This window comes from Thermostichus sp. MS-CIW-23, from assembly GCF_054059455.1.
The window spans coordinates 1-13471 of the sequence record NZ_JBSSCC010000021.1 but is presented as its reverse complement, the minus strand read 5'-3'; the positions used below and the strand labels follow the sequence as shown (position 1 = coordinate 13471).

The 13471-nt window shown below is 60.9% G+C and carries 12 protein-coding genes; 5 read left to right on the top strand and 7 right to left on the bottom strand.

Translation table 11 applies throughout. The features are described 5' to 3' along the window. The first annotated feature begins 63 nt into the window (after positions 1-63). Entirely contained in the window at positions 64-888 is an 825-nt protein-coding gene (locus ACVW0B_RS08865) for a creatininase family protein (RefSeq protein WP_011433035.1), read from the top strand. Between the two features lie 145 nt (positions 889-1033). Beyond that, a complete protein-coding gene (locus ACVW0B_RS08860) occupies positions 1034-1330 on the top strand; it encodes a hypothetical protein (protein ID WP_148202718.1) in 297 nt (98 codons plus the stop codon). Here the strand turns inward: ACVW0B_RS08860 and ACVW0B_RS08855 are convergent. After that, on the bottom strand, positions 1327-2577 hold the full coding sequence (locus tag ACVW0B_RS08855; RefSeq protein ID WP_011433036.1) for an LL-diaminopimelate aminotransferase: 1251 nt from the start codon (positions 2575-2577) through the stop codon (positions 1327-1329). The genes ACVW0B_RS08860 and ACVW0B_RS08855 overlap by 4 nt on opposite strands. A 204-nt stretch (positions 2578-2781) precedes the next feature. Between ACVW0B_RS08855 and ACVW0B_RS08850 the strand changes: the two genes are divergently transcribed. Then, a complete protein-coding gene (locus ACVW0B_RS08850; RefSeq protein WP_457398483.1) occupies positions 2782-3669 on the top strand; it encodes a leucine-rich repeat domain-containing protein in 888 nt (295 codons plus the stop codon). Between the two features lie 13 nt (positions 3670-3682). On the opposite strand, the gene ACVW0B_RS08845 is transcribed toward ACVW0B_RS08850, so the two are convergent. The 4 genes from ACVW0B_RS08845 to ACVW0B_RS08830 form a co-directional block, all read right to left on the bottom strand. After that, positions 3683-4909, bottom strand: coding sequence for a DUF3326 domain-containing protein (locus ACVW0B_RS08845; protein ID WP_457491479.1), 1227 nt, complete (start codon positions 4907-4909; stop codon positions 3683-3685). Between the two features lie 53 nt (positions 4910-4962). Then, complete coding sequence (gene hemG / locus ACVW0B_RS08840; RefSeq protein ID WP_457491478.1) at positions 4963-6519, bottom strand: protoporphyrinogen oxidase; 1557 nt, start codon at positions 6517-6519, stop codon at positions 4963-4965. A 77-nt stretch (positions 6520-6596) separates the two neighbouring features. Beyond that, positions 6597-7907 carry a homoserine dehydrogenase gene (locus ACVW0B_RS08835; RefSeq protein WP_011433040.1) on the bottom strand — a complete coding sequence of 437 codons (1311 nt, stop codon included), beginning with the start codon at positions 7905-7907 and terminating at the stop codon, positions 6597-6599. Positions 7908-8111: 204 nt separating this feature from the next. After that, the gene (locus ACVW0B_RS08830; RefSeq protein WP_457491477.1) at positions 8112-8918 is read right to left on the bottom strand and encodes a GvpL/GvpF family gas vesicle protein; all 807 of its coding nucleotides are present in this window, start codon (positions 8916-8918) and stop codon (positions 8112-8114) included. 250 nt (positions 8919-9168) lie between these two features. On the opposite strand from ACVW0B_RS08830, the gene ACVW0B_RS08825 reads away from it, so the two are divergent. After that, a complete protein-coding gene (locus tag ACVW0B_RS08825) occupies positions 9169-9816 on the top strand; it encodes a DUF3318 domain-containing protein (protein ID WP_457491476.1) in 648 nt (215 codons plus the stop codon). On the opposite strand, the gene surE is transcribed toward ACVW0B_RS08825, so the two are convergent. Further along, the gene (gene surE, locus ACVW0B_RS08820; protein WP_414419291.1) at positions 9739-10545 is read right to left on the bottom strand and encodes a 5'/3'-nucleotidase SurE; all 807 of its coding nucleotides are present in this window, start codon (positions 10543-10545) and stop codon (positions 9739-9741) included. The genes ACVW0B_RS08825 and surE overlap by 78 nt on opposite strands. A gap of 174 nt (positions 10546-10719) precedes the next feature. Between surE and gap the strand changes: the two genes are divergently transcribed. Further along, positions 10720-11736 carry a type I glyceraldehyde-3-phosphate dehydrogenase gene (gene gap / locus ACVW0B_RS08815; protein WP_457491475.1) on the top strand — a complete coding sequence of 339 codons (1017 nt, stop codon included), beginning with the start codon at positions 10720-10722 and terminating at the stop codon, positions 11734-11736. A gap of 59 nt (positions 11737-11795) precedes the next feature. Here the strand turns inward: gap and ACVW0B_RS08810 are convergent, their stop codons facing one another. Next, a complete protein-coding gene (locus tag ACVW0B_RS08810; RefSeq protein WP_414374910.1) occupies positions 11796-13082 on the bottom strand; it encodes an AmpG family muropeptide MFS transporter in 1287 nt (428 codons plus the stop codon). Between the last annotated feature and the right edge of the window lie 389 nt (positions 13083-13471).

The following is a 13471-nucleotide window of genomic DNA, read 5'->3' as shown; positions in this document are numbered from 1 at the left end:
AACCCGATCTTGTGGCATGGTGCTAGGTAGCTTTCTGATCAGACTTGGACGGATCCCGCCATGATGCACACTTTTGTCCCGCCCCACCGCTTTTTCCCCTACCTGACCTGGACGGAGATCCAGGCCATGCCCGACAAAGAGAACGTGGTGATCATCCAGCCGGTTGCCTCAATCGAGCAACATGGGCCCCACCTGCCCCTGGTGGTGGATGCCTGCATCGGCACGGCGATCATTGGGCGCGCCATGGAGAAGCTGGAGCCTGAGATCCCGGCCTATGTTTTGCCCACCCAATGTTACGGCAAAGCCAACGAGCATTGGCATTTCCCCGGCACCATTACCCTCTCGGCTCAAACCCTGATGGCGGTGCTGACAGAAGTGGCAGAGAGCATCTACCGAGCTGGGTTTCGCAAGCTGGTGTTCCTCAATTCCCACGGTGGCCAGCCACAGGTCCTGGAGATTGTTGCCCGCGATCTGCACCAGAAGTATGAAGATTTCATGCTGTTTCCGGTGTCGGTCTGGCGCGTTCCCCACGAAGGACGAGAGCTGTTTACCGAGAAAGAACGGGAATTGGGCATTCACGCCGGCGATGGGGAGACCAGTATGCTGATGCACCTTTTGCCGGACACGGTGCGAACCGACCGATTGGTCTGCGAATATCCCCACGATCTGCCGGAAAACAGCCTGCTCAGCATGGAAGGGCGGATCCCTTTCGCTTGGGCAACTCGCGATCTCACCCAGAGCGGAGTTTTGGGCGATGCCACCGCCGCCACGCCGGAGAAAGGCAAAGTTTTGGTGGAGTCCATGTCTGACGGCTGGGTGCGGCTGATCCGAGATCTGCACCGGTTCCAGCAGCCCAAGGCTTGGCGCAAAGCCCCGCTGCTGGTCTAGGGATCCAGGCAAAAGACCTACGGCCTGCTTTGTGAAAGGCTTTCGCCAGAACTGGCCGACCAAGATACGACCTGCTGACGCGATCAGGGCAGCTTTTTGCTGGGCTGCTGCAAACTCTATCTGCCCAATGGGAAAGGGTGATACCTTGGCCCCAGAACACACCCGTTCTGGTGGAAATGGGGTGGATTTGGGCAAAGTTCACCTGGCCACTGCCCATGAGGGTATGGATATCTTCATCGCTAACGGTCAGGAGCTGCAGTCGAAGCGGCAGTACCCGGAAAGCCGAAGGGGAAGCTGGCCCAGTTGCTGCGTTGCAGGCAAAAGGGTTCGCGGCGGTATCGCCGACTGGTTCGTCATCTTTCCTGTCGGGCCCAAGCTGTTCGCCTCTGGCGGCGGGGAGCGCTTGAAAGAATCCTCGCCCTCTGGGTCAAGACTCAATTAACCAACGGCTCCAGCCCCCGCAAACACGCTGCCAATGCGGCGCATTGCCTCTTCCACGTTGGCGCGGCTGTTGAAAGCGGACAGGCGCAGATAGCCCTCTCCGGCGCTGCCGAAGCCAGAGCCAGGGGTACCCACCACATGGCAGGTGTGCAGCAGCTTGTCAAAAAACTCCCAACTGCTCAGCCCATCGGGTGTTTTCACCCAGACGTAGGGGGCATTCACGCCGCCATAGACTTGGATCCCCACTTCGGCCAACTGCTGGCGAATGATGCGGGCATTTTCCAGGTAAAACTGCACCAGACCTTGCACCTGCGCTTGCCCCGCTTCGGAATAGACCGCCTCCGCCCCCCGCTGCACAATGTAGGACACCCCGTTGAACTTGGTGGATTGACGGCGATACCACAAGCTCCACAGATCCACCCAGGATCCATCGGCAGCTTGCCCCCGCAAAGACTTGGGCACCACCGTAAAGGCACAGCGGGTGCCGGTAAACCCAGCGGTTTTGGAAAAGGAGCGGAACTCGATGGCACATTCCCGCGCCCCTGGAATCTCGTAAATGGAGTGGGGGATCCCGGGCTCGGTGATATAGGCTTCGTAGGCGGCATCGAACAGGATCAGGGAGCCGTGGGCACGGGCATAGTCCACCCAGTTTTGCAGATGCTCCCGTGTGGCCACTGCGCCTGTGGGGTTATTGGGGAAGCAGAGGTAGATCACATCCACCTTTTGGCTGGGCAGGCTGGCGGTGAAGTGATTTTCGGCAGTGATGGGCAGATAGACCAGGCCCTCGTATTCGCCGCGTTCGTTGGCCGGCCCCGTATGGCCCGCCATCACGTTGGTGTCCACATAAACCGGATAGACAGGATCCGTGATGGCGATGGTGTTGTCGTGGCCGAGGATATCCAGGATGTTGCCGCAATCGCACTTGGAGCCATCGGAGACGAAGATCTCGGAAGCGTCGATATCGCAGTTGCGGGCCTGGAAGTCGTGCCGGGCAATGGCCTGGCGCAGCCACTCGTAGCCCTGCTCTGGCCCATAGCCGCGAAAGGTGGCCCGTTCCCCCATTTCCTCCACCGCCCGGATCATGGCCGTTCGACAGGCTTCCGGCAGCGGCTCGGTGACATCGCCAATGCCCATTTTGATGATTTGAGCTTCGGGATGGGCGGTGGCAAAAGCCTGCACCCGCCGGGCGATCTCGGGAAAGAGATAGCCGGTCTTGAGCTTGAGGAAGTGGTCGTTGATCCTGGCCATGGAGGTTTGCCGAAGAGGAGGTCATCGGCTTTTCAGTGTAGCTGTTCGCGCTAGCGGGACGGAGTCCTTAGCCGGTTCCGGGCCAGAACTCTTCTACGTCGCGGTTCCCCTGCCCATAGCAACAACCCCGGCGGAGGCGGGACGGAGTAGGATGGTACCTTGGCAAAGATCCTTTGGAGAGCAGGGATGAAGCAGCAGAGGGGAATGGCTCGGCACGAGAGGTGGGCGGTGGGCCTGTTGGCGATCTGGGTTTGGCTGAGCTGGGGGATGGGGGCCTGGTCTGCTCCCCTTTGTCGGGATCCCCTCTTGCTGCGGCAGATCTTGGCAGCTCTGGGCCGTCCGGAGGTGAAGGTAGAGGAGGTGGCCCTTTTTGATCCGGATCAGTGTCTTGTCCAACTGGTGTTGGATCGCCAGGGGTTGAGCGGCTCCTTGCCGCCCGAAATAGGCCAATTTCGCCGGTTGCGAGCCTTGTCCCTCAGCCACAACCAACTTTCCGGCCCCCTGCCGCCCGAGCTGGGGCAACTCAGCCAGTTGGAAAACCTGTTTCTCGACTACAACGAATTCTCCGGCTCCATCCCATCCGAGCTGGGGCAGCTGCGCAACCTGCGCGGCCTGTTTTTGGATCACAACCAGCTCTCTGGGCCTATTCCCCCCCAGCTGGGGCAACTGCGCCACCTGGAAAACCTCATCCTGCAAAACAACCGCCTCAGCGGCACCCTTCCCGGCCAACTGGGCCAGATGAGCTCCCTCAAGGGCCTGTTTTTGGATCGCAATCAGCTCTCTGGGCCTATTCCCCCCCAACTGGGGCAACTGCGCCACCTGGAAAACCTCTACCTGTCGGACAATCGCCTCAGCGGATCCCTGCCCCCCGAACTGGCCCAACTGAGTCAGTTGCGGGATCTGCGCCTGGCACGTAACCAATTCACGGGAGAACTGCCGACCTTTTTGGCAGAACTGCCCCGACTGGAGCGGCTGCACATCGAGGGAAACCCTGGCCTCTGCTTGCCGGCCGCCCTGTCGGAGTGGTTTGCCGGCCTAAACCCGGCGGATCCCCTGCCGGCTCCCATCTGCTCATGGACTCCGTCCCGCTAACGCGACCGGTAGTCTACTGGGACTCCGTCCCGCTATCGTGAAAGGACTCTGTCCCACTATTGTGCTCTGCACCGCTGTCACGAACGCAACAGCGTCGCGTAGCAATAACGGCGCAAGTGTGGGATCCCAGCTTTTCCGGGGTGGAGGGGGAGAGCCGTAGCGACGACCAGGCCACTCCTGCTCGATGGGCCACCACCACTCCAATCGCCTCTAGATAGGAGGTTACCGATACATGAGGGATCCCCAACTGGCGGGGATGCACCTGCATCACGGTGGTGTTTTCCTCGACGGCAATGAAAAGCGGAGGACGAGTAAGAACTCCGTCCGTTCGCGTCAGCGGCGGAGCATTGTGGTGGGGTTGCGACAGCATTGCGGAGCCATAACGGCTGGCCAGGTGCAGCAAGCCAGGCCCCCCAAAGGCAGTGGCCGGGGCAATGACGCTGTCCACCTGCTCTGCTGTCAGGTCACCCGGTTGGACGGGATCCCCGCTCTTGACGAACTGGGGAGCGTAGCTGAGGCCCACCAAAACCGAAGGCAAGAAGGTAAACCCCACCTCTTCTGCGGCAGCGCGGGGGTGAACCGGCTTGGGGAAAGTCTCAGGGTAGAAAGCGGGGGCATGGGCACAAGGGATCCGCAACTCCCGCACCACCAGGTGGCTGATCAGGGCTTCGACGCCGGCCAAGGGATCCACCCCCATTCCTTGCTCGTATTGGCTGAAGTCCAAGTCATCCGGAAAGCGGGCCACCACGGCAATGGCTTCTGCCCCCAGGCGAACCAGCTCCTGGGCAGTCTCCAAGAGAGCATCGGGCTGGGCCAGGGATCCCTGGCTGGCTCCTGAGGGGGAGAAGCCGACGGAAACGCCCAAGGGTTGGCGGGTCAAGCGCCAGGGGCCAATGTTGAGCCCCAAGGTGGCCTGAGCAGCCTGCATCACCTGCAGGTGGCGTTGTTGCAGATCGGGGGGGATCCCGGCATCCAGCACCACCCCAACACAGTTTTGGCGCACTGGCCGCAAATTCCACACCCCCGCACAGAACTGATCCAGGCCGTACCCTTCCACGTACAACACGTTCCCCATCGGCCAAAACAAACTGGCTCCGTTTAACACGTTGGGATGAGTAATGACCCGCTCTGCGGCTGCTGCCAGGGTGCGGGCAACAGGCAGGGCATCCCCGGCAAAACCACCGATGCGGGCACCAATGCCGGTGGGGATGAGCAGGAGGCTGGTGTAGGGATGGCTCATGCTGCTATGTCTACAGCACTCTATGCTGCTACACGCGAACGGGAACCGCACCGCTAACGCCGGACGGACAGGATCTGCTGGGCTAGGGCCTCGGCCCGCCGCACACAATCTCCCAAGGCCACGCCATCCAGGTAGTTGGCACACACCCACACCCCTGGGGTTTGGTCGGCCAGGCTGGCCTGCAATTGGGCAATCCGCTGCCGGTGGCCAAGCGTGTATTGCGGGATAGCCTGGGGCCACAGGCGCTCTCCCAGGCGGATGGGTTCGACAGGGCGGGTGAGCAGGATCTGGCTGAGTTCTGCATGCACAATTTGGGCCCGCTCGTCGGGGGAGAGCGCCGTAATGGGCGGGATCCCTTTCTGACAGGCAAAAGCCGCGTCGGTGGCCCCCCCAATGAAGCTGACCAGGCAGTGATAGCCCTGAGGAGCCCGCTCTGGAAAGAGGGAGGAGGCCCAGATGGTGCCCAGGGTGCGCAGGCCCTGAGAGCGAGGGATCAGATGGCCAAACCCTCGCAGCGGCTGGGGAAGGGCTTCTTCTGGATAGGCCAAAGCCACCACCGCCACAGGCGGGTAGGGGATTTCCCTCAGCAGCCGGCTGGCCTGGGGGTTGAGATCCTGCAGGAGGGTGGCAGCAGCGTAGGCAGGGAGGGTGAGCACCACCTGTTGAGCCGCCACCCAGTGGATTTCTTCTGGGGCCGTGTGCTCTGCACCGCTGTCGTGTATGACGAAGCCCACCCGGTAGCCCGTCTCATCCCGCTTGAGATGCACAGCCCGCCAGCCCAGCCGCAGCGCACTGCCCAGTTTCTGGGCAATCGCCTCAGGTAGCTGCTGCAACCCCTGCCGCAGGTTACCCAGTTGGCCCCGCTTGGGAGGAGGTTGGATAGGGGAGTTGCCGCTGTCCTGGTGACGGGTTCGCGGGAGCGTCGCGTAGCGATAACGGCTGCGCAAAGCCTGCACAGCACCGGCAAAGAGGCTGCCGTAGCGTTCTTCCAAGCCGGCAATGCGGGGGAAGGCTGCCAAGGCGCTGAGCTGATCCGGATCCCCGGCATACACCCCTGAGGTGAAAGGTTCGACCAGCCGCTCTACCACCTCGGATCCCAGTTGCCGCCGGAAGAATTGCCGCACCGTTTCCTCTTTGCCCGGCGGTGGCGCAACAAACCCCAACAACCCACGTAAGGCCCGCAACTTGCCGCCCACGCTCAACAGCCGCGAGCCAATGGCTGCAGAAGGGCTCAGGGGCACCGGCAGCAGCTCTTTTTCCCAGTAGATGTAGCGGGGCAGCTTGGCATCGGCCAGCACCAGGTGCTCCGCCAAGCCCACCTCGGCAATGAGGTTAAGCAGGGCGGGGACGGGGGTAAAGCTGTTGGGGCCCTCTTCCCAGCGATAGCTGTCTTTGGATTGGGTGGAGATACAGCCCCCCACGCGGGAGCTGGCCTCGGCCAGGAGCACCGGCTGGGTGGAGTCATCCCTGGAGGATAAGCCCTGTTGTAATCGCAAGGCCAACGTTAGGCCGCTGATGCCCGCCCCCACCACCACCACCTCAGCCTGCAAGGACTGCGTCCTACCAAAGTGCTCCGCACCGCTATCGCGAACGCGAACAGAAGGGTTCATCTTTTGGGTTCCAACGGGTTTTCCGATCCTCTAAGGGTCAAACAAATGTGCTCTGCGCCGCTCGCGGGTCTACGCAGCTAGCGCAGCACCCGAAATAGGCTGGGGATCCCGGCCACCTGGGGCAGTTGTTGGATCTCGGCCAGCGCCTGTCGGCAGTCGGCCTCCCGGACGGTGTGGGTGAGAATCACAATCTCCGCCTGCTCTTGGTGACATTCCTTTTGGGTAATGCTCTCCAGGCTAACCCGGTGGCGACCGAAGCAGGTGCCAATCGCCCCCATTACCCCCGGCTGATCCTGGGCCAATACCCGCACGTAAAACTCCGACTCCAATTCCGAGAGAGGGATCAAAGAGGCGGCAGCGGGGAAGCAGGAGAATCCCCACAGCGGATTGGGGGCATCAGCCCCCGTTTGCCGGTGGGCAATCAGGGTCAGCAGATCGCCAACAACGGCACTGGCAGTCGGCCCCCGCCCCGCCCCCGGCCCCGACAGCACCACCTGCCCCAAAGGATCCCCCTGCACCAGGACGGCATTGTCCACACCGTTGATGTTGGCCAAGGGGTGGGTAGAGGGCAGAAGGGTGGGGTGAACCCGGATATCCAAAGCCATCTTCGCTGCCTCCCCGCCAGAGTTGGCCCTTTGGGCGATGGCCAAGAGCTTGAAGGTGTAGCCCCACTCGCGGGCATAGCGAATGTCGGTGGGGCTGATGCCGCGGATCCCTTCGCAGGGGATGGCTTCCCGCTTCACAGACACCCCGAAAGCAAGGCTGGCCAAAATGGCGATCTTGTCGGCGGCATCCCACCCTTCCACATCGGCGCTGGGATCCGCTTCGGCGTAGCCGTGGGCCTGGGCCAGGGCCAGGGCTTCCTCAAATGAGCTGGCCGCCTGGGTCATCTGGCTGAGGATGAAGTTGGTGGTGCCGTTCACAATGCCCCAGACCGCCTGGATGTGGCTGGCCTGCAGGGACTGTTGCAAGGGCTGCAGAATCGGGATCCCGCCCCCGACTGCCGCTTCCAAGAGCACCGAGACTTTGGCTTGGGCTGCCGCTTGAAAGATCTCCTCCCCGTGGCGGGCGATCACCGCTTTGTTGGCTGTGATCACCGGTTTGCCGTGGTCAAGGGCTTTTAAGATCAAGGTGCGGGCCGGCTCCAAGCCCCCCATCAGCTCGATGACCACGTCGATTTCCGGATCCGACACGATTTGCTCCAGATTGGTGGTCAGGCGCTCAGGCGGGATCCGCACTTGCCGTGGCTTGTCCAAAGAGCGCACCCCCACCGCCGCAATCTCAACCGACTGCAAGAGAGGATGCCGGGGTTGCTGCAGAATTTGCACAACACCCGTGCCAACCGTGCCCAGCCCCAATAGCCCAACTCGTTCGCGGTAGCGGCGCATAGCGCTTTAGACCACAACTCTTCCTTTTGCCTGCTGTTCCCGTTAGCGGGACGGAGTCCTTTGCCCTGTGAGGGCTCCGCCTCGCCAATGCAAACAGGAAGCGGACGGGATCCCCTCACCATTATCACGCTTGGATCCACGCTCTGCTAACGCGACCATGATCCGCATGCAGAGCACTTTGTTCGCGCTAGCGGGACGGCGTCCTTAGTTGGGATCTATACACTTGTCCGCCAGAGAATCCCGCAAGGCACGGACAAAGTGATAGGGGGGCAAAGGGGCGCTCCAATCCAGTTGCCAATGGGGGTGCTGAGCCAGCCAGGTTTGGGTGAGCTGAGCGGCGGCTTCCCACTCGGCAGGGGTGAGCAAAAAGTAAAGCCGCAAGGCTTCTCCTGGCTGGGGATCCCCCCTTTGCACAGGCCAGGTGGAAGGCCAAAGCTGCTGTAGGGCTTGCTGCTCCTGCTCTTGCTGCTCTTGGGCCTGTCGTTGCTGGAGATAGGCTTGCTTGCGGGCCAACAGATAGGCCGTCCCGCTTAGGGAGGGCTGTGGCTCCGGTTGGGGCTGAGGTTGAACCCTTCCTTTGAGACAGTACTCGGCCCGCCCCCCAATGGCTGCGAGGGCTTGTTCGTACTCCGTCTGCCGGGACAGCAGATGGGATCCCAGCTTTTCTGCTGAGAGGAAGCAGGTGCCGAAGCGCAGGGGCAGCACCGGCATCTGGGCGAACAGTCGGCAGATCACCTGGTCGTGGCGCAGGGCAGAGCGCACCAACACCTCATCCGAGACTTGCAGCGACTCTGGATCCGGCATCGGCTCCACAGCAGCGGCAATTCGGCTGCCTGTCGGGGAGAACACCTGCACCGACCGATGGATCCCCTCGGTTTGCCGGATGAAGGGCAAAAGTTCTGGAGCTGGCTGCGGGAAGAAGGCGTAGGTGTAAAGGGGGCTGTTGATACTCTGCTCATTCCCGTCAGCAGTACGGAGCACTTGGGGTTCTGGCTGAGCTGGGAAGGTCATGGTCTCGGATTTAAGACGAGTAGGTAAGACGGGTAGGCTCGCCTTCCCAGTCTACGCAACCTTAGGATTGGGATCTTTGAAACCTACAGGGTTCCACCTATAGAGTTCCACGGCCAGAGTTCCACGGCCAGCCTGGAGATGCGATAGACTAACCTCGCATTGGTTCTACACAGGGCTGTGGTGTCGGGGGCCGGAACAGCGCCCGTGTTCAGGCGGGCTCCCCGCCTCAATGCCCCTAACAGGTGAGGCCATGAACAGCCGCCCAGATTTCAAATCCTTTGAAAAAGAAGAAACCGAACGGTTGCGGGATCTGCTCCCCGCTTCTTTCCGACCCTTGATCAGCGTCGTTCCCCACTTCGGGGGTGAAGCCCTGCTCATCTCCCGCCGCAAAGCCCCTTGGCAGCCCCAGGGCACCATCGCCATCGATTTTCGCCGTTGGCAAGGGATCCCTCAGCCACAGCGGGATCTGTTGTTTCTGCGGGAGGTGGGCTGGCTGGGCAACCGCAATTGGTTGCAGCCGGGGTTTTACCAATCGCTGGCCTTGATGGGGGGCATCACCACCGTGGCGGAGCTCTCTTTGCAGCACCCCTTTTCCGCTCTGTTGGCAGGTGGCATTACGGCTCTCTCCGTCCGGCAGATCTGGCAAAACCTGAACCGGGAGAGCGCCCATTTCGATGCCGATGAATTTGCCCTGCGCCGTGCTCAGTTTCGCGGCTACACCCGACAGGAGGCCGCTCAACACCTGGCAGATGCCATAGAACAGGTTCTGAAGCTGGATCCCACCGTTCGCGACAGCGGCGAAGCATCTATCCTGACGGCGCTACGGCTGCAACGGCTGAGAACCATTGCCCGCAACCTGGCTTCTACCCCCCCCAGCGGAAACGCCTGGTCGCGTTAGCGGGACGGAGTCCTTGGCCAGTTGCACTTGGGTGATGGCCACCCGACCGGAGAAGCAGATGTCGGTATCGGTTTGGGGATCCCGAGCGCGCTCCGCATAGCGGCCCTGATAGCGAAACCACAGCGACTCTGCCCCATTTCCCTCGGCTTCCACCGCATAATCGAGCGGCAGGGGTTGGGTGCAGAGGGGACAATAGACCCGCTCCGGCAGAGGGGATCCGGCGGGCAAGTGAGGCAGGTTCACATTCCAAAACGCCCCCCTGGGCAGGGGTTGTTCCATCAGCTCCGCCAAGATTTCCCGCGTCCACCGCTGGGCTTGCTCCCAGTCGATGGGTTGGCCCCCTGCTCGGTATTGGGAAATGGCAATTCCCGGGATCCCCCGCATCGCCGCTTCCCGTACCGCTGCCACCGTTCCCGACAGATACACATCCGATCCGAGGTTTCCCCCTTCGTTGATACCGGAAAGCACCCAATCCACCGCTGGGGCCAGCTTGAATAGGGCCACCCGCACACAGTCGGCAGGGGATCCCTCGACGGCAAAGGTGCGCTCGCCGCGGGCCAAGGCTCGAAAAGGTCGCCCCGTCGTCACCTGGTGGCTGCAGCCGGAAATCTGCTGGTGGGGGGCCACAATCCAACAGTGTTCTTCCGGGATGAGAGAGTTGAGGGCCAACTTGAGGTTGGCCAGCCCGGCAGCCTCGATGCCGTCATCGTTGGTCAGCAATACCTTCATTCCTACTTTTCCCTTCTGCCGGCAACTTCTTGGGTGAGTCCCAGTGGCAAATCTGGAGATCTTGGGTGCAAAAGCGATGGGGATCCCGTTCTTCTTCTACCCTATCCATAGGGGGTAGCGTCTCCCATGCCGCGTCCCTCGACCCACGGTATGAACTGACACTGGAGGATTGCGATGACCACACGGGTAGCCATCAACGGATTTGGTCGCATTGGGCGGGCCTTCTTGCGGGTGCTGCTGTCTCAGCCAGCTCGGGAGCTGGAGGTGGTAGCAGTCAATGACCTGACCGAACCCGACAACTTGGCCTATCTGCTCCAGTTCGACTCGGCCTATGGGCGCCTTCCCCAAACCGTGAGCGCGGTGGACGGGCATCTGCAAATCGGCAACCACCTGAAAGTCCGGGTTTTGGCAGAGCGGGATCCGGCACAACTGCCCTGGAAAGATCTGGGGGTTGACCTGGTGGTGGAATCGACCGGCTTGTTCACCAAACGAGACGGGGCCGCCAAACACCTGGAGGCCGGGGCCAAAAAGGTGATCATCTCTGCTCCTGCCAAAGGCCCCGACTTGACGGTGGTGATGGGGGTCAACGATGACCAATACGACCCAGAGCGGCATCACATCATCTCCAATGCTTCCTGCACCACCAACTGCTTGGCGCCGCTGGCCAAGGTTTTGTTGGATCGCTTCGGCATCGAGACCGGCTTTCTCACCACTTGCCATGCCTATACCGCCACTCAGGCAATTGTGGATCGCCCGGATCCCAAAGATTATCGGCGGGGCCGCTCAGCAGCAGTGTCGATCGTGCCTTCCACCACCGGGGCCGCCACAGCAGTGGCCGAGGTTTTGCCCGCCCTGAGAGGGAAGATGGATGGCCTGGCGCTGCGGGTGCCCACCTTGACCGGCTCGATTGTGGACTTTGTGGTGCGTACCGAGCAGCCCATCACCAGAGAAGCCGTCAACCAAGCCTTTGTCGAGGCTGCAGAAGGCCCGCTGCGCGGCATCCTGGCCATTGCTCCACCGGAGATCGTCTCGGCGGATATCGTCGGGGATCCCCACTCTTCCATTGTGGATTTGGGATCCACCATGACCTTAGGGGATCGCACGGTGAAGGTGCTCTCCTGGTATGACAACGAGTACGGCTATGCGGCGCGGCTGGTGGATCTGGCGGCCAAAATCGGGGCTGCGCTGTAGGCGGCCATCCTTGTTGCGTTCAAGGCAAGGCTATTAGAACCGGATTTGCGGTGGGGCAGTTACGGTTCAGATGCGGTTGTGGCCGGGGTTGCAGGCGATGAAGGGGGGCCGAGCCACAGCAGGATCACCATTGCCGGAGCGGCTGTCATCGCTGTAATCAAATAAAACAAAGGCCAATTGACCGCAGCCGCCAAATAGCCTGACACAGCCCCGGCCAAGGTTCCCCCCACGGCAAATACACTGGTGAGCAAAGCATACTGGGTGGCACTAAATTGCCGATCGCAAAGGCTCATCAAAAAAGCCAGAAAAGCAGCCGTGCCCATGCCCCCGGCCATGTTGTCGAAAATGGTTGCCCCCAGCAGCAGCGGATAGTTTTGCCCCACCAACCCAATCGCTCCTAGGCCCAAATTGCCGATCCCTTGCAAGGCTGCGAAAATGAACAGACAGCGGTAGGTGCCGATGCGGCTGACCCACTCCCCCCCCACAAAAGCCCCAGCCAAGGTGGCCAACAAGCCTATCCAACTGCGGATAATGCCCAGATCGCTGGTGCTAAACCCCGTCTGCAACAAAAATGTGGGGGTCATTTGCCCTGCCAAGCTATCCGGCAACTTGAAGCAGACCACAAACAGCAGGATCGCCCAGGCCAAGCGGTGCCGCCAAAAAGATTGAAACGGCTCGATGATGGCCGACCGCAAAGAGGTAGGCTTGAGGGCGCTGTTTTCCGGCTCAGGGGCCAAAAACGAGGTAATCAACCCGATCAACATCAGCAGCGCCATGATCCCGTACACCTGCCACCAGGGCAAATAGTCCGCCAAGATCAAGCTCACGCCACTGCTGACCAACAGCGCGATGCGGTAGCCAAATACGAAAATGGCTACCCCTGCCCCCATCTCCCGCTCCGCCAAGATATCGGTACGGTAAGCGTCCACCGCGATGTCCTGAGAGGCGCTCAAAAAAGCCACCAGCAACCCCACCAGAAAGATCGGGCGGGTGAAAACTGTGATGCCCGGCCAAGTCTGGGCCAGCTCTTCCCATCCCAAGGCTTCCAGCCAGGTTTGGGTCGGATCCTGAAAACCCAGTAGCCCTATGCTGAGCAGCAACAGCACCTGGGTCAGGGCCATCCACCCCCGCCGCCGACTGCCCCGCAGGGATCCCGGTGCCGGCAACAGAAATCGATCCAGAACAGGCGACCACAAGAACTTAAAGGAGTAGGGCAAATTGAGCAGGTTAAACAAGCCGATGGCAATGGTGGTCAAGCCCGCTTGGGTCAGCCAAGCATTCAAGGTGGTGTTGATCAGCAGCAGCGGCAAACCCGAAGAAAACCCCAACAGCAGCAGAACGCCCATCTTAGAGCTGCCGTAGACGCCCAACATCCGCCTCAAGACGCTTGCCCCCGCCTCAATCATGACTAGCCCTCCCCGCCATCCTGTCTATTTTCAGGGATCCCTGTATTGCCAGTATGGTCATTTCAATTAAACTAGGGCACTGCACCCACACCTAAAACTCTGAGTGCAGCAGGCTATAGGGCTTTTCAAGGACTCCGTCCCGCTGGCGCGATCAGCAGCCCAGGCGTCTCACCTTAACCTGAAATGACCATAACATCCCAGTGAAACTCCCCATTGCGTAGCTCCCCTCTCTCAAGGGGAGAGCATGACTCTAGTCAATAATAAGCTCAACTATACTGAAAATAATGTATAATATGTTCAGTACGGATTACTACCAGTTGATCTTTCTG